At 66.0% G+C, this 15,800-nt stretch carries 15 protein-coding genes; 12 read left to right on the forward strand and 3 right to left on the reverse strand.

What is annotated here, in order from left to right; all coding sequences use genetic code 11:
• Positions 1-98 precede the first annotated feature (98 nt).
• The 8 genes from FHR73_RS14170 (at position 99) to FHR73_RS14205 (ending at position 6,982) form a co-directional block, all read left to right on the forward strand.
• A complete protein-coding gene (locus FHR73_RS14170; protein ID WP_183632101.1) occupies positions 99-1,064 on the forward strand; it encodes a CHAD domain-containing protein in 966 nt (321 codons plus the stop codon).
• A 75-nt stretch (positions 1,065-1,139) separates the two neighbouring features.
• The gene (locus FHR73_RS14175) at positions 1,140-1,403 is read left to right on the forward strand and encodes a PepSY domain-containing protein (RefSeq protein ID WP_007160186.1); all 264 of its coding nucleotides are present in this window, start codon (positions 1,140-1,142) and stop codon (positions 1,401-1,403) included.
• 113 nt (positions 1,404-1,516) lie between these two features.
• Positions 1,517-2,356: an STAS domain-containing protein gene (locus FHR73_RS14180; RefSeq protein ID WP_183632102.1), complete on the forward strand. Its 840-nt coding sequence runs from the start codon at positions 1,517-1,519 to the stop codon at positions 2,354-2,356.
• A 10-nt stretch (positions 2,357-2,366) separates the two neighbouring features.
• Positions 2,367-2,792 (forward strand): STAS domain-containing protein, encoded by a 426-nt coding sequence (locus FHR73_RS14185; RefSeq protein WP_183632103.1) that lies wholly within the window; start codon positions 2,367-2,369, stop codon positions 2,790-2,792.
• A gap of 4 nt (positions 2,793-2,796) precedes the next feature.
• The gene (locus FHR73_RS14190) at positions 2,797-3,150 is read left to right on the forward strand and encodes an ATP-binding protein (protein WP_133860267.1); all 354 of its coding nucleotides are present in this window, start codon (positions 2,797-2,799) and stop codon (positions 3,148-3,150) included.
• A complete protein-coding gene (locus FHR73_RS14195) occupies positions 3,147-4,127 on the forward strand; it encodes a SpoIIE family protein phosphatase (protein ID WP_183632104.1) in 981 nt (326 codons plus the stop codon). Before FHR73_RS14190 ends, FHR73_RS14195 begins: the two co-directional genes overlap by 4 nt.
• A complete protein-coding gene (locus FHR73_RS14200; protein WP_183632105.1) occupies positions 4,120-5,877 on the forward strand; it encodes an ATP-binding protein in 1,758 nt (585 codons plus the stop codon). The genes FHR73_RS14195 and FHR73_RS14200 overlap by 8 nt, the downstream gene beginning before the upstream one ends.
• A complete protein-coding gene (locus tag FHR73_RS14205; RefSeq protein WP_183632106.1) occupies positions 5,870-6,982 on the forward strand; it encodes a response regulator in 1,113 nt (370 codons plus the stop codon). Before FHR73_RS14200 ends, FHR73_RS14205 begins: the two co-directional genes overlap by 8 nt.
• A gap of 440 nt (positions 6,983-7,422) precedes the next feature.
• Here the strand turns inward: FHR73_RS14205 and FHR73_RS14210 are convergent, their stop codons facing one another.
• Positions 7,423-8,520 (reverse strand): hybrid-cluster NAD(P)-dependent oxidoreductase, encoded by a 1,098-nt coding sequence (locus FHR73_RS14210; protein WP_183632108.1) that lies wholly within the window; start codon positions 8,518-8,520, stop codon positions 7,423-7,425.
• 328 nt (positions 8,521-8,848) lie between these two features.
• On the opposite strand from FHR73_RS14210, the gene gbcA reads away from it, so the two are divergent.
• From gbcA to FHR73_RS14230, 4 genes are all read left to right on the forward strand, one after another.
• Positions 8,849-10,147, forward strand: a complete 1,299-nt coding sequence (gene gbcA / locus FHR73_RS14215; RefSeq protein ID WP_183632110.1) for a glycine-betaine demethylase subunit GbcA — start codon at positions 8,849-8,851, stop codon at positions 10,145-10,147.
• Between the two features lie 82 nt (positions 10,148-10,229).
• Entirely contained in the window at positions 10,230-11,855 is a 1,626-nt protein-coding gene (locus tag FHR73_RS14220; protein WP_183632112.1) for a methyl-accepting chemotaxis protein, read from the forward strand.
• Positions 11,856-11,952: 97 nt separating this feature from the next.
• Positions 11,953-12,585: an HAD hydrolase-like protein gene (locus FHR73_RS14225; RefSeq protein ID WP_183632114.1), complete on the forward strand. Its 633-nt coding sequence runs from the start codon at positions 11,953-11,955 to the stop codon at positions 12,583-12,585.
• Positions 12,586-12,595: 10 nt separating this feature from the next.
• Positions 12,596-13,006, forward strand: a complete 411-nt coding sequence (locus FHR73_RS14230) for a DUF2141 domain-containing protein (protein WP_221191549.1) — start codon at positions 12,596-12,598, stop codon at positions 13,004-13,006.
• 732 nt (positions 13,007-13,738) lie between these two features.
• On the opposite strand, the gene trpA is transcribed toward FHR73_RS14230, so the two are convergent.
• Together trpA and trpB are read right to left on the reverse strand one after the other, a co-directional pair.
• A complete protein-coding gene (trpA, locus tag FHR73_RS14235) occupies positions 13,739-14,545 on the reverse strand; it encodes a tryptophan synthase subunit alpha (protein ID WP_183632118.1) in 807 nt (268 codons plus the stop codon).
• The gene (gene trpB / locus FHR73_RS14240; RefSeq protein ID WP_183632120.1) at positions 14,542-15,750 is read right to left on the reverse strand and encodes a tryptophan synthase subunit beta; all 1,209 of its coding nucleotides are present in this window, start codon (positions 15,748-15,750) and stop codon (positions 14,542-14,544) included. The genes trpA and trpB overlap by 4 nt, the downstream gene beginning before the upstream one ends.
• Between the last annotated feature and the right edge of the window lie 50 nt (positions 15,751-15,800).

Below are 15,800 nucleotides of genomic sequence, written 5' to 3' on the forward strand. Positions count from 1 at the left end.
TAGATGAAATTTGGCATCTCCCGCTGTCGGGAAGGTCTTTCTTACCGTTACGCTCCCGCGCAAGCGGGTGCTGCAGTCCACCTATTGAGGAGAGTTCGATGGCCTTTCGTTTCGAGGCGCGGCAACCGGCTGACGAGGAAGTCCGCCGCGTGGTGACGGATCGTCTGGTGCAGGCCGAGGCGTCCCTGTCCAGCGGTACCCCCAAGGGCGTCCACGAGACGCGCAAGCGACTCAAGGAAATGCGTGCCCTCCTGCGGCTGCTGCACGGCGCCCTGGGCAAGCGCGCCTTCGCCAGTCGCAACCGGCGCCTGCGCGACCTCGGGCGCGAGCTGTCCTCGCTGCGTGACAGCGCCGCCCTGGTGGAAAGCTGGGACAAGCTCGGCGAGTCCGACCGCAAGCGATTCGCCTCGCCGGCCATGAAGCGCGTGCGCCAGCGCCTGCAAGAGCGCGCCGACCAGCAGATCGCCGCGGCCAGCGGTCACCCCGAGTTGCTCGACGAACTGACCGCCATGCGTGAGGAAGCGGCAGGCTGGAAACTCTCCGGCAAGGGCTTCGCCCTCTTCGCCCGCGGCCTGGAAGATAACTACAAGGCCGGGCGCCAGGCGCTCAAGACCGCGCGCGACAAGCCCACCGACGACAACCTGCACGACTGGCGCAAGCGGGTGAAGGATCACTGGTATCACACCCAGCTGCTCGCCGCGGCCTGGCCGGCGGAATTCAAGACGCGGCAGAAGAGCCTCAAGCGCCTGTCGGAATACCTGGGCGACGATCACGACCTGGCGGTGATGCAGCAGCTGCTGGTGGACGAGCCGACCCTGTTCGGCGCCAGCAACACCCGCCTGGCCATCGGCGAAAGCCTGGCCCAGCAGCGCGAGCGGCTGCAGGCGAAGGCCTTTTCCCTAGGCCTGCGCCTCTATCTAGACAAGCCCACCGCCCTCGCCGAGCGCTGGCGGGATCTGTGGCGGCTGGCCAGTCGTCCCTATACCCCGCGCAAGACCAAGGGCCAGGGCACCAAGGCCCCTGCCGGACTGCTGCCGCACCTGGTCGAAGAAACGGCCGGCTGACGCCTGGGACAGCGGGGATCTGTCGCGCGTGGTGGTGGTCCAAGCCTGGGCATACCACCACGACGAGGTCTCGCGATGAAATCCAAGCTGCTCGCTTCCCTGTTTGCCTGTTCCGTCCTGGCCAGCACCGCGGCCCTGGCCGACCAGCCCGGCGCCGACTGGATGCCCATGAACGACGTCAAGTCCAAGCTCATGGAGCAGGGCTATACTTCGATCACCAAGATCGAAGCCGATGACGGTCAGTGGGAAGGCGAAGGCATGAAGAAAGATGGTATGAAGTACGACTTCCATGCCGACGCCAAGACCGGCAAGATCACCAAGGAAAAGATGGACATGTGATCCTCCGGGGATCCGATCGCGTGGTCGGATCCCACCTGCACCTGCCACCGCTTCCCACGCTTTCCGCCCGGTCGGCCCGTCCTGAGCCGCCTCCTCGTCACCTAGGAACCCCCATGTACAGTACCGCTTTGGTCGAGCTGCTGCGCACCCACGAGCGGCCGCTGCTCGATGCCTGGATCGGCGCCCAGCGCGCCGCCGGCATGCGCATTGACCTGCTCGACGAAACCACCATCATGGCCAATTCCGCCGAGCTGCTGCGGCGGATCACCGTGGCCGCCGCCCAGGGCCTGGGCAATCTGCGCGAGCCGCACTGGCAGCCGGTACGGGCGCTGCTGGAGCGCTTCTCCTTCGACCAGAGCCGCGCGGGCCTGACGCCCGCACAGACGGCGACCTTCGTCTTCTCGCTCAAGGAACCGCTGTTCAACCTGATCCAGAACGAATGCGACGACCCGCTCGCCGAGATCTGGGCCGCCACCCGGCTGATCGACGATCTCGGCCTGTACAGCATGGAAAGCTACATGAGCGGTCGCGAGACGGTGATCCGCGAGCAACAGGAAAGCATGCTGGAACTGTCCACCCCGGTGGTGGAACTGTGGGACGGCATCCTGGCCATCCCGCTGATCGGCGCGCTGGACAGCAACCGCACCCAGGTGGTGATGGAGTCGCTGCTGGAAAAGATCGTCCAGACCGAGTCGGACATCGCCATCATCGACATCACCGGCGTGCCCACGGTGGACACCATGGTCGCCCAGCACCTGCTCAAGACGGTGACCGCCGCCCGCCTGATGGGTGCCCAGTGCATCATCAGCGGTATTCGCCCGCAGATCGCCGCCACCATCGTCCACCTGGGCGTGGACCTGGGCGACGTGATCACCAAGGCGTCCCTGGCCGATGCCTTTCGCCTGGCCCTGCGCCAGCAGGGCGTACGCCTGGCCGCCCCGGTAAAGGTCTGAGGAACGCGCCATGATCGAGCGGATTCCGATCCTCAAGCTGGGCCCCTTCCTGCTGCTGAGCATTCAGGTGGACATGCACGACCAGCTGGCCCTGGACCTGCAGGAAGACCTCACCGAGCAGATCGTGCGGCACCGGGCCAAGGGCGTGCTCATCGACATCTCGGCGCTGGAAATCGTCGACTCCTTCATTGGCCGGATGCTGTCCCACATCGCCCAGGTCTCGCGCATCCTCGATGCCAAGGTGATCGTGGTCGGCATGCAGCCGGCGGTGGCCATCACCCTGGTGGAGCTGGGGCTGTCGCTGGACGGCATCGCCACGGCGCTGAACATGGAAAAGGGCATGCGCCGGCTGGAAGCCATGGTCGCCGCGGACGAATCGCTGGAGGAGTCAGAAGGTGGCGAAGATACAGACGCTTCCACTCCGCCAGGAGACTGACATCGTGCTGATCCGTCAGCAGGTGCGCAAGGTGGCGGAAGCCATCCGCCTGGGCCTGATCTCCCAGACCAAGATCGTCACCGCGGCCAGCGAGATCGCGCGCAACGGCCTGGTCTACGGGCTGGGCGGCGAGTGCCTGATCGAGGAGACGCAGCGCGCCGGCAAGCCGGCGATCCGCCTGGTGATCCGCGACCAGGGTCCGGGCATCGCCGATCTCGATCGCGCCATGGTCGACGGCTATACCTCGGGCAAGGGCCTGGGCCTCGGCCTGTCCGGCTCGCGGCGGCTGGTGGACGACTTCCACATCGACAGCCAGCCCGGCCAGGGCACCACCGTCGAACTCTGGAAGTGGCGATGAACGACCAGCCGTGCAGCCTGGTGCTGCCGGTGAGCACCAGCGTCCATGTCGATGCCGCCCGGCGCGCCCTGGTCCGGCTGGCCGCTACCGTCACTGCCGATGAAACCCTGCTCGGGCGCCTGACCATCGTCGCCCAGGAGCTGGGCTACAACCTGGTCCGCCATGCCGGGCACGGCGAACTCCTGGCCAACCTGAGCGGCGAAGGCGTACTCGATGTGCTGGCGGTGGATCGCGGGCCGGGCATGCACGACGTCGCCCGTTGCCTGAGCGATCACTACAGCACCGCGGCCACCCTGGGTGCCGGCCTGGGGGCGATCCGCCGCCAGTCCGATGTCTTCGACATCCATTCGCGACCGGGCCAGGGCACCGTGGTGCTGGCGCGCTTCCATCTGGCCGGGGCGCCCAGTACCCGGTTGCAGCATGGCGCCCTGTGCACGCCGCACCCCGAGGAGCAGGTCTGTGGTGACACCTGGGCGGTCAGCGGACGGCGCCTGCTGGTGTGCGACGGCCTGGGGCATGGCCAGCAGGCCGCCACCGCCAGTCGTCGGGCGCGGGAGGTGTTCCTGCGCCATGGCGCGCACCTGCCGCTGCAGCGACTGATGGAGAATCTGCACCAGGTGCTCATGGAAACCCGCGGCGCCGCCCTGGCGCTGGCCGAGCTGGACCCGGATCAGGGCCAGGTGAGCTTTTGCGGCATCGGCAACATCGCCGGCCGCCTGCTCGGCAACACCACGCGCAGCCTGGTGTCCAACAACGGCACCCTGGGCTACCGGATCGGGCGGATCCAGACCTACACCTATCCCTGGACACCCGGCACCCTGCTGGTGCTGAACTCCGATGGACTGACGTCCAAGGTGGGACTGGGCGAGCGCTCCGGGCTGGGGGCGCGCCATCCGGCACTGATCGCCGCCCTCCTGCACCGCGATTTCCGGCGTTCCGCCGACGATGCCACCGTTCTGGTACTCAAGCATGTCTGACGTCTTGCCCCTGCTGACCCTCGCCCTGCGCAGCGAGCAGGACATCGTGCACTGCCGCCAGGCCGCCAAGCGCCTGGCCGCGGCCCTGGAGTGGCCGGTGCTGGAGCAGATCCGCCTGGCCACCGCGGTCTCCGAGCTGGCGCGCAACATCCATCAGTACGCCGGCAGCGGTCAGTTCGACTTCGCCCTGCTGCGTGGCGAGGGCCAGCGCCTGCGCGGCCTGGAGGTGCGGGCGATCGATCAGGGGCCGGGCATCGCCGAGATGGAGGCCATCCGCGCGGGCAGCTATCGCTCCAGCACCGGCATGGGCATCGGCCTGCGCGGCGCCCAGCGGCTGTTCGACGACTTCGACATCCAGACCTCCCCTGCCGGTACCCGCATCACCGCCCGCAAGTACCAGACGCCACGACCCTTTCCCGAGGCGGAGCTGCTGCAGGCGCTGACGGCCGAGCTGCAGGGCAGTCCGCCACCGGATCCCTACCAGCAGATCCGCCTGCAAAGCGAAGAGCTGCTGCTGACCAACACCGAGCTGCAGGTGCGCCAGTCGGAACTGGAGGTCACCAACAAGGAACTGGAAAACACCAACCAGGGCGTGGTGGCGCTCTATTCCGAGCTGGAAAAGGCCACCCAGGAACTCAAGGAGGCCAGCGAGGCGAAGACGCGCTTCTTCTCCAACATGACCCATGAATTCCGCACCCCGATCAACATCATCGAGAATGTCGCCAAGCTGCTCGCCAGCGGCGTGGACGGGGCGCTCAATGCCGAACAGCAGCGCCAGGTGCGCTTCATCAGCGACGCGGCGCTGGAACTGGCCAGTCTGGTCAGCGAGCTGCTGGCGCTGGCCGAGGTGCAGTCCGGACGCCTGACCGTCGTGCCCCAGCCCTTTGCGCTGGCGCCCTTCATCGATCGCCTCGAACAGTTCGCCGCGGCCCTGGCGCCGCGCTATCCCCAGGTCAGCTTCAGCGTCGCCCCGCCGCCCGCGGAAGTCCTGCTGGATACCGACGAGAGTCGGCTGTTCCAGGTGCTGCGCAACCTGATCTCCAACGCCTTCAAGTACACCCCCCAGGGCCAGGTGCGCATCCAGGTATTCCAGCCGGACGACGCCAGTCTGGAATTTCTGGTGGAAGACAGCGGCATCGGCATCGCCGCTGCGGATCAGCAGAAGATCTTCGAGGAATTCGAGCGCATCCGCTCGCCGCACCTGACCCACATCGAAGGCACCGGTCTGGGCCTGCCGCTCGCCCAGCGCCTGGCCGTGCTGCTCGGGGGCGAGCTGTCCCTCGACAGCGCGGTCGGCCGCGGCAGTCGCTTCACCCTGCGCTTGCCACGCCACTACGCCAGCCACCGGGCTGCCGCGCCGGAGCCCGATCTCAGCGGCCTCACGGTGCTGGTGATCGAGGACAACGAAGGGGATCGCTATCTGGTCCGCCGCACCCTCGAACGCCTCAATCCGGTCCTGCTGGAGGCCGACAGTGCCCGCAGCAGCCTGGATCGCCTCAACGCCGTGCGCCCGGACATCATCATCCTTGACCTCGACCTGCCCGACATCAACGGCGAGGACCTGCTTGCCAGCATGGACTGGAGCATGCACCGGCGGGTGCTGATCAACACCGCCCAGCCGCTTGACGAGGCGGGTTGCCAGCGGCTGCAGGACTATTGCCACGCCATCCTGTTCAAGCATGCCCCCGATCACGCCGAGCGGCTGCTGGCCGAGGTCTGCGCCCTGGCGCGGAGCCTGTCCGATGACTAGCGCCCTGCGCCGCATCGTCATCATCGACGACACCGAGGCCAATCGCTATGTGCTGCGCAAGATCCTCGCCAGCCAGAGCCACTACGAGGTCCTGGAAGCGGCCAGCGGCGCCAGCGGCCTGGCGCTGATCGACGAATCCGTCGAGCTGGTGATCATCGACGTCAATCTGCCGGACACCACCGGCTTCGAGCTGATCCAGGCCATCGAGCGCCAATGCGGCTGGGGCCGGTTGCCGGCCATCATCAACATCTCGGCCACCTTCGTCTCCGGCAAGGACAAGGCTCAGGGCTTCAACACCGGGGCCCAGGCCTACCTGACCCACCCGATCAATCCGGAAGAGGTGCTGGCCACCGTCGGCGCCCTGCTCAAGGCCAGCTCCCGGGTCGGGCACATGGAGCAGCAGCGCAATTCGGCCATCGCCCGCAGCGAGAACCTGCAGGCGGAAAAGGTCATGCTCGAACGCTTCATGAGATCGCTCAACCACGACCTGCGCTCGCCGCTCACCGCCGCCACCATGGTGGTCAACCTGATGCAGCGCAGTCCGGCGCGGCGGACCGATGATCTGTTGCAGACCCTGCACGATAACCTGCAGCGCATGAACCAGATGATCACCGACGTGCTGGACATCAGCCACATGAGCCTGGGCGGCGGTGTCCGTCTCAGTGGCGATCCGCTGGTGCTGGGTCCGCTGCTGAAGGAGGCTGCGGCCAATCTGCAGCTGCAATTCAGTAACCGTCTCGACCTGCAGCTGGAGACGCCGGAGCTGGAGGTGCTGTGGGACAGATACGCCTTCCTGCGCATCTTCGACAACCTGGTGCTCAACGCCGCCAAGCACGGCGAGGCGGGGACGCCGATCTGGGTCCGCCAGTGGCTGGCGAATGACCAGGTCATGCTGGAGCTACGCAACCTCGGCCAGTTTCCCGACGAAGTCCTGGCCAATCTGGCCACGCCCTATTTCATCTCCACCCGCAGCGACAAGCGCGGCTGGGGCCTGGGCCTGCCCATCGTCAAGGCGCTCAGCGAAAGCTTCGGCGGCGAGGCGCGCTTCGCCAACGGCGCGGGCGAGGTGGTCATCACCCTGCACCTGCCGCTGCGCTTGGCCTAACCCAGCGCCTATGGAGCGGAGGTAGGCTGGGCTGAGACAGCTCTACCGTCGAAGCTCAACAGGGCGGGCTTGACCTGGGCAGCGTTGGGCTTCGCTGTGCTCAGCGCCAACCTACTGAAGTTTCGTGTCGTAGGTTGGGCCGAGACAGCTCCACCGTCGAACCCCAACAGGGCGGGCTCGACCCGGGCAGCCTCGAGCTTCGCTGCGCTCAGCGCCAACCTACTGAATCGTGTCGTAGGTTGGGTCGAGACAGCTCCACCGTCGAACCCCAACAGGGCGGGCTCGGCCTGGGCAGCGTTGGGCTTCGCTGTGCTCAGCGCCAACCTACTGAATCGTGTCGTAGGTTGGGCTGAGACAGCTCTACCGTCGAAGCCCAACAGGGCGGACTCGACCCGGGCAGCGTTGGGCTTCGCTCAGGCTCAGCCCAACCGCCCTCCTCCTCAGAACTCGATCTGCACATCCCCCTGCGGGATGCTGCAGCAGGACAGGATATAGCCTTCGGCTTCGTCTTCCTCGGTGATGCCACCGTTGTGGTCCATGACCACCTCGCCGCTCTTCTTGAGTACCTTGCAGGTACCGCAGATACCCATGCCGCAGGCCTTGGGAATGTGCAGGCCGAGCTTGGCCGCGGCGCCGTGGATGGTTTCGCCGGGGCCGATGTTGACGCTCTTGCCACTCTCGGTGAAGGCGATGTTGCACTGGGCTTCCAGAGGAATCGGCGGCAGCTCGGCCGCGGCTTCGGCCTGTTCGGCGGCCTCCACCTTGGCTTCCGGCGGCGTCGCGCCGAAGGATTCCTCGTGGTAGTGGGTCATGTCGAAGTCCAGCTCGCGGAGCATGGTCTTGACGGCATTCATGTAGGGCGTGGGACCGCAGCAGAAGATCTCGCGCTCACGGAAGTCCGGCGCCATCAGCTCCAGCATGCGGCGGTCGAAGTAGCCCCGGTAGCCGGCCCAGGACTCGCCGTGCTCGGTGCGCTCGCACACCAGGTTCAGGGCGAAGTTGTCGATCCGCGCCGCCATGTGCTCCAGCTCACCCTGGTAGATGATGTCGCGCGGGGTGCGGGCGCTGTGCACGAAGACCATGTCGACGCTGGCATTGGTGTCGTAGAACCAGCGCGCCATGGACATCACCGGGGTGATGCCGACGCCGCCGGAAAGATAGAGCACCTTGTCGGCGGGATAGTCGATGGCGTTGAACAGCCCGACTGGGCCGTGCACGGCCAGGTTGTCGCCGACCTTGAGGGTGTCGTGCAGCCAGTTGGATACCTGGCCGCCCGGCACGCGCTTGACGGTGATGGAGAAGCTGTAGGGCACCGAGGGTGAGCTGGAGATGGTGTAGGAGCGCATCACCTGGCGGCCGTCGATCTCCAGCTCCAGGGTCACGAACTGGCCCGGCTTGAAGAAATACATCAGCGGGATTTCGGCGGTGAAGCAGAAGGTGCGTACGTCCCAGGTTTCCTGGATGACCTTGACGCAGCGCACGGGGTGGCGGCCATTGGTCCAGGTCTGGGTGGTTACGGGATTGAGGAAGGTATTCATGACGCACCTCGACTGCCACTGGGGCTATTGGCGGCGATTCTGGGAGGGGCCCACGACCGCCACTTTCCCAATCGCGACATCCACATGCCGATGGCGACCGGCCCAGCAGTGGCAAGGGCTGGGGCGTCGTGAACAGCGTCGGCCATGTCGCCCATGAGCAAGGCCCCCTCCCGGCTCCGGCCCCACACTCCGCCCCAAGCCGAACCTGAACAGCACGCGACGGGCGAAACCTGGGGTCATTCGGCGGCCCTGCCCCGTCGGCCAATAGCCTTGCAATACCGTGACCAACCACTTTCGCCACCCGCCGCGGTGGCCACGAGGATGTACGATGGACGTCAGCACCTTGAGTTTGGGCGACCCTCTCGATCCGGCCCGCAAGGCCACGGCCGAGATGCTGCGCACCCGCGAGCGCACTTACTCCCTGCCCCAGCCGTTCTACAACGACGAGCGCCTGTTCCAGATCGACATGCAGGAGATCTTCGGCAAGGAATGGCTGATCGCCGGCATGACCTGCGAGATCCCCACCAAGGGCAACTTCATCACCCTGCAGCTGGGGGACAACCCCATCCTGGTGGTCCGCGGTGCCGAGGGCAAGGTGCATGCCTTCCACAACGTCTGCCGCCACCGGGGCTCGCGCCTCTGCGTGAGCGACAAGGGCAAGGTCGCCAAGCTGGTCTGCCCCTACCATCAGTGGACCTACGAGCTGGACGGCCGCCTGCTGTTCGCCGGCAGCGAGATGGGCGCCGACTTCAACATGGCCGACTTCAGCCTCAAGCCGGTCCACGTCAAGACCGCCGGCGGCTACATCTTCATCTCCCTGGCCGACGAACCACCGGCCATCGACGACTTCCTGCGTACGCTCGAGCACTACATGGAGCCGTACGACATGGAGAACGCCAAGGTCGCGGTGCGCACCGACCTGGTCGAGCAGGCCAACTGGAAGCTGGTGCTGGAAAACAACCGCGAGTGCTACCACTGCAGCGGCTCCCACCCTGAATTGCTGAACACTCTGCTGGAGTGGGACGACGTCACCGATCCACGCGCCTCCCAGGCGTTCAAGGATCAGGTCGCCGCCTGCACCAGTCGCTGGGACGCCGACAACATCCCCTACGCCCATGCCAGCTTCGGCCTGCGCAACCGCATCGTGCGCATGCCGCTGCTCGCCGGCACCGTGTCCATGACCCTGGACGGCAAGCCCGGCTGCAAGAAACTCATGGGGCGCATCAAGGACCCGGACCTGGGCTCCATGCGCATCCTGCACCTGCCGCATTCCTGGAACCACTGCATGGGCGATCACATGATCGTCTTCACCGTCTGGCCGCTGGGTCCGACCGAGACCGTGGTGACCACCAAGTGGCTGGTGCACAAGGATGCCGTCGAAGGCGTCGACTACGATCCGGTCAACCTGCGCAAGGTCTGGGATGCCACCAACGACCAGGATCGCCGGCTGGCCGAGGAAAATCAGCGCGGCATCAATTCCAAGGCCTATCAGCCGGGTCCCTATTCAAAGACTTACGAATTCGGCGTGATCAACTTCATCGACTGGTACAGCGAGCGCCTGCTCAACAACCTAGGCGAGGAGCAACCAGCGCCCCACCTGCATCAGGTCGGCTCTACCAGCGCATAAGTCGGATTTAAGACGAATGACCATAAAGTCACGGCGGCCCTAGCCGTTAAAGGGAGCCTCACTCTTCACCGGGGCTGCCGCCGTGACCTTTCGTTCCTTCTCCCTCGCCATTCGCAGTGTGTTGTGTTTCGGCCTGCTGGCCATCCTCGTCGCCAGTCTTGGCCTGTTCGGCCTGCTGCAACTGTCGCAGATCCGTGCCCAGGGCCAGGTGATCGAAACCAACAACGTGCCCAGCATCGTCGAAGCCGACAACCTCGCCCTGCAACTGGCCCGTACCCGGGTCGAGGTGCTGCGCCTGCTGGCCATTCCGGACGCCGCTACCGTCGCCAACACGCGCAAGAAGATCGACAGCATCAATGCCGACATCGGCGCCGGTTTCGGTCGCTATGAAAAACTCGTCAGCGGCGATCGCGAGCGCCAGGCCTTCGATGCCCTGCGCCAGATCCATGGCGACTATGTCCGCTACACCGCGCAGCTGGCCGATCTGATCGGCGCCGGCAAGCTCGATGAGGCCCGCAGCCTGATCCAGACCAGCATGGCCCAGCTCGGCGTGCAGATGAACGAGCGCACCGAAGCCCTGCGCAAGATCAACCAGGAAGACATCAAGGCCGCCTCCCAACACTCCGGCGACACCTATGCCCAGGCCACCTCCATCACCTGGATCGTCATCGCCCTGGCCCTGGGTCTGACCGTGCTGCTGGCCTGGCGCCTGACCCTGAGCATGACCCGGCCCATCGCCGAGGCCGTCGCCGCCGCCCGCACCATCGCCAGCGGCGATCTGACCCAGACCTTGGATACCCGCGGTCACGACGAAGCCGCCCAGCTGCTGCAGGCCATGCAGCAGATGCAGACCAACCTGCGCGACACCCTGGGGCACCTGGGCCACTCCGCTACCCAGCTGGCCTCCGCCGCCGAGGAAATGACCGCGGTCATGCAGGAGAGCGCCCACGGCCTGCAACAGCAGAACAGCGAAATCGAGATGGCGGCCACCGCCGTCACCGAGATGAGCCAGGCGGTGGACGAGGTGGCCGGCAACGCCACCTCCACCTCGTCCGAATCGCGCCAGGCCGCCGATACCGCGCGCCAGGGCCAGCGTCAGCTGGGCGATACCCTGGGCGCCATCGAGGTGCTCACCGAGAACGTGCTGGGTGCCAGCGAACAGGCCCGCCAGCTGGCCGAACAGACCCGCAACATCAGCCAGGTGCTGGACGTCATCCGCTCGGTCGCCGAACAGACCAACCTGCTGGCGCTCAACGCCGCCATCGAGGCCGCGCGGGCCGGTGACGCCGGTCGTGGCTTCGCCGTGGTCGCCGACGAGGTTCGCGCCCTGGCCCATCGCACCGGTGAATCCACCCGCGAGATCGAAGGCATGATCGGCAGCATACAGCAGGGCACCGGCCAGACCGTCGATGCCTTGCTGACCAGCGCCGACCAGGCGCGCCAGACCCGCGAGCAGGCGCAGTCGGCCAACGCCGCCCTGGCCGCCATCGCCCAATCGGTGTCGGGCATCGACGAGCGCAACCTGGTGATCGCCAGCGCCGCCGAAGAGCAGGCCCAGGTGGCTCGCGAGGTGGATCGCAACCTGGTACGCATCCGCGACCTGTCGGTGCAGACCGCGGCCGGTGCCGAGCAGACCCGCGCCGCCAGCCAGCAGCTCTCCGAACTGGCGGTGGAGCTCAACGGCCAGATCCGCCGCTTCCGCGTGTGACCTGTCCGGCAGGGACGTCCCTGCCGGATCCCGTCGCGGTGGCAAAACCGCAAGGCGACCGCTACGCTGGCGCCTTCGCCCACCGCGCCTCTCTCGCATGAGCTATCGCTACGTCATCTTCGACTTCGACGGTACCCTGGCGGACAGCCTGCCCTTTCTGCTGAGCTGCCTGGGCGAGCTGGCGCGAACCCATGGCTTTCGCCAGCCGGCCGCCGACGAGTGGCCCCGGCTGCGCGCCGCCTCCCTGACCACTCTGCTCGACAACCTGGGCATTCCGCTCTGGCAGGTGCCCCGTATCGCCCGGCACTATCGGCGCCTGCTGGTCCAGCGAGGCGATCAGGTCCTGCCCTTCGCCGAGATTCCCGCCACCCTCGACCGCTTGCAGGCCAGCGGCCTGCAGCTGGGCCTGGCGACCTCCAACTCCGCCGCGGCCGTCCACCAGGTGCTGCCCCAGGCCGGACGCCTGTTCGCCGCTGGCGAATTCGACATCCCCCTGCTGGGCAAGGCCCGGCGCCTGACCCGTCTGCTGCGCCGCCAGCGGATAGCACCGGCCGAAGCCCTCTATGTCGGTGACGAGCTGCGCGATCTCCAGGCCGCGCGCCGCGCCGGTTTGGGCTGCGCGGCCGTGGCCTGGGGCTATGGCTGCCCGGCGACGCTGCGCGCCCAGCAGCCCGATCTCTTCTTCGAAAAACCGGCCGACCTGCTGCGGCTGACGACCTCTCCCTGCTGAAGGAATGCCCATGAAGTCTCTGTTGCTGATCCCTGGTCTCTGTCTGAGCGGTCTCTTGCACGCCGCCGAACTGCAGGTGCGGGTCGAGACGGTCGACGCCTCGGGGGGCCAGCTGCTGCTCGCGGTGTTCGACAGCGAAGCGGCCTGGAAGGAGCACAAGACGCCGGTGGCCCAGGCCCATCTCGCCGCGCAGGCGGGTACCCAGGAGCAGCGCTTCGAGCTGCCGCCCGGGCGCTATGCCGTGTCGGTCATCCACGACAGCAACAGCGACGGCAAGCTGGACACCAATTTCATCGGCATGCCCACCGAACAATACGGCTACAGCAACAATCCACCGCTGCGCATGCGCATGGCCACCTTCGAGGAATGCGCCTTCGCCCTGCCGGCCATGGGCCTGCGCCAGCAGGTGACGCTGCGCTAGGCCACCTCGGTCATGCACAGGCTTCCAAACAGAAAATCAACAGAGTTACCCACAAGGCTTTTAGCGGCGATCCCTGAGCCTGGCGCTGAACAGACGTGGATAACTCCTTGGGATAGCAACAGAAATCCCTTGACTCGGGAATATCACGGAAAACTGGTCATTATTTGATCGATTCCCTGGAAGCCGCGTCAGCTCTGGCCTCTGGCACTAGACGAACAACCTATCCACAGCCCTATGCAGCTCTATTGTGGGTTGTGGAAAACAGCTGAAAATGGATTGATCATTTTTTGTACGATCTTCTGCAGACCTTGCCAGCCATGGCGTGCAGGTCGGGTCCCACATCTTTTCCACAGGCACGCACACAGCAGATGTGGGAAAACCGGAAGACCAAGTCCGCTTCAGGCTGTTCGAGTGACCTGGACCGAATTGGCTATTTATTGATCAATTTTGCCCAGGCAACCACCTGGTCGGTTGCTGACAACTTGCCCAGGGCTTATCCACAGCCTTTACCTGTCAAGCAATGACGGCAAAGCAGTCCGGCGTTCGCAGCCTGACTCGACGGATCAAGCCGTAGCGGATTCGATCAACAGCCTCAATATCCGCCCAGCCCTTCTGGCACACGGCTTTGCGCCGGAAGCGAACAGACTGCCCACAGAGTTATGCACAGCTTGCAAGCTGTCCAGGCATAAAAAAAGACCGCCTAAGGCGGTCTTCTGGAGAGCTGGTAGAGGTCTAGCGCGCGGTGCGTACGCTGTCCGACAGCTGCTTGCAGAGGCCGAGCACGCCGTCGATGGCAGCGCCAGAGGACTCGGCCTTGGCGATCTGATCGACGAACGCCGAGCCCACCACCACACCATCGGCAATGCGGGCGATCACCCGGGCCTGCTCGGGGGTACGGATACCGAAGCCGACGGCCAGGGGCAGGTCGGTGAAGCGGCGCAGGCGCGCCACGGCGGCCTCGACGTGTTCAGTGGTGGCCGAGCCGGCACCAGTCACGCCGGCGACGGACACGTAGTAGACGAAGCCGGAGCTGGTGTTGAGCACGCGCGGCAGGCGGGCGTCATCGGTGGTCGGGGTGGTCAGGCGGATGAAGTCGATACCGGCGGCCTGGGCCGGCAGCGCCAGCTCGGCGTCATGCTCGGGCGGCAGGTCGACCACGATCAGGCCATCCACGCCCGCTTCGGCGGCTTCCGCCAGGAAGCGCTCCACGCCATAACGATGGATGGGGTTGTAATAGCCCATCAGCACCAGTGGCGTCTCGCCTTCCCCGCGCCGGAAATCGCGCACCATCTCCAGGGTCTTGGCCAGATTCTGGCCTGCCTGCAGGGCCCGCAGGGCAGCGGCCTGGATGGCCGGGCCGTCGGCCATGGGATCGGTGAAGGGCATGCCCAGCTCGATGACGTCGGCACCGGCCGCCGGCAGGCCCTTGAGGATGGCCAGGGCGGTGGCGTAGTCCGGATCGCCAGCGGTGGTGTAGGTGACCAGGGCCGCGCGGCCCTCGGCCTTCAGCGCGGCGAAGCTGGTTTCCAGGCGGCTCATAGGGTGTCTCCCAGGTGACTCATCACGGTCTGCATGTCCTTGTCGCCGCGGCCCGAGAGGCAGATCACCATCAGGTGGTCCTTGGGCAGGTACGGCGCGCGCTTGTAGGCCTCGGCCAGGGCGTGAGCCGTCTCCAGCGCCGGAATGATGCCTTCCAGACGGCAGGTCTGGTGGAAGGCCTTGAGCGCCTCGTCGTCGTTGATCGGCACGTATTCCACGCGCTTCACGTCATGCAGGTGGGCGTGTTCCGGGCCGATGCCGGGATAGTCCAGGCCAGCGGAAATCGAGTGGGCGTCGATGATCTGGCCATCGTCGTCCTGCAGCAGGAAGGTGCGGTTGCCATGCAGCACCCCGGGCACCCCGCCGTTGAGGCTGGAGGCGTGCTTGCTGGTATTCACGCCGTGGCCGCCGGCTTCGACGCCGATGATGGCGACGTCCTGGTCATCGAGGAATTCGTGGAACAGGCCCATGGCATTGGAGCCACCCCCGACGCAGGCGATCAGGCTGTCGGGCAGGCGTCCTTCCTTTTCCAGGATCTGGGCGCGGGTCTCGCGACCGATCACGGCCTGGAAATCGCGGACCATGGCCGGATAGGGGTGCGGACCGGCCACGGTGCCGATCAGGTAGAAGGTGTCGGCGACATTGGTCACCCAGTCGCGCAGCGCCTCGTTCATGGCGTCCTTGAGGGTGCCGGTACCGGAGGTGACCGGAATCACCTCGGCGCCCAGCAGCTTCATGCGGAAGACGTTGGCCTGCTGGCGGTCGATGTCGGTGCTGCCCATGTAGATGACGCAGGGCAGGCCGAAACGCGCGGCGACGGTGGCGGTGGCCACGCCGTGCATGCCGGCGCCGGTCTCGGCGATGATGCGGGTCTTGCCCATGCGCTTGGCCAGCAGGATCTGGCCAATGCAGTTGTTGATCTTGTGCGCGCCGGTGTGGTTCAGCTCTTCGCGCTTGAGATAGATCTTGGCGCCACCGAAGTGCTCGGTCAGGCGCTCGGCGAAGTACAGCGGATTGGGCCGACCGACGTAGTCGCGCTGGAAGTAGGCCAGCTGCTCGAGAAACGCCGGATCCTCCATGGCGGTCTCGTATTCGCGCTGCAGATCGAGGATCAGCGGCATCAGGGTTTCGGCGACATAGCGACCACCGAACTGGCCGAACATGCCTTGAGCGTCGGGGCCCTGGCGATAAGCGAACTGGGTCATGGGATTCTCCTGCGAAGATGGATCTACCTTACCTGCTTGAGTGCCGCTGA

Origin of the sequence: Pseudomonas sp. AS2.8 (genome assembly GCF_014190935.1) — a bacterium.
Lineage (GTDB): Bacteria > Pseudomonadota > Gammaproteobacteria > Pseudomonadales > Pseudomonadaceae > Chryseomonas.

Coding starts and splice junctions, on each gene's coding strand:
- FHR73_RS14170 (WP_183632101.1), top strand. CDS start 99: ATGGCCTTTCGTTTCGAGGCGCGGCAACCGGCTGACGAGGAAGTCCGC.
- FHR73_RS14175 (WP_007160186.1), top strand. CDS start 1,140: ATGAAATCCAAGCTGCTCGCTTCCCTGTTTGCCTGTTCCGTCCTGGCC.
- FHR73_RS14180 (WP_183632102.1), top strand. CDS start 1,517: ATGTACAGTACCGCTTTGGTCGAGCTGCTGCGCACCCACGAGCGGCCG.
- FHR73_RS14185 (WP_183632103.1), top strand. CDS start 2,367: ATGATCGAGCGGATTCCGATCCTCAAGCTGGGCCCCTTCCTGCTGCTG.
- FHR73_RS14195 (WP_183632104.1), top strand. CDS start 3,147: ATGAACGACCAGCCGTGCAGCCTGGTGCTGCCGGTGAGCACCAGCGTC.
- FHR73_RS14200 (WP_183632105.1), top strand. CDS start 4,120: ATGTCTGACGTCTTGCCCCTGCTGACCCTCGCCCTGCGCAGCGAGCAG.
- FHR73_RS14205 (WP_183632106.1), top strand. CDS start 5,870: ATGACTAGCGCCCTGCGCCGCATCGTCATCATCGACGACACCGAGGCC.
- FHR73_RS14210 (WP_183632108.1), bottom strand. CDS start 8,520: ATGAATACCTTCCTCAATCCCGTAACCACCCAGACCTGGACCAATGGC.
- gbcA (WP_183632110.1), top strand. CDS start 8,849: ATGGACGTCAGCACCTTGAGTTTGGGCGACCCTCTCGATCCGGCCCGC.
- FHR73_RS14225 (WP_183632114.1), top strand. CDS start 11,953: ATGAGCTATCGCTACGTCATCTTCGACTTCGACGGTACCCTGGCGGAC.
- FHR73_RS14230 (WP_221191549.1), top strand. CDS start 12,596: ATGAAGTCTCTGTTGCTGATCCCTGGTCTCTGTCTGAGCGGTCTCTTG.
- trpA (WP_183632118.1), bottom strand. CDS start 14,545: ATGAGCCGCCTGGAAACCAGCTTCGCCGCGCTGAAGGCCGAGGGCCGC.
- trpB (WP_183632120.1), bottom strand. CDS start 15,750: ATGACCCAGTTCGCTTATCGCCAGGGCCCCGACGCTCAAGGCATGTTC.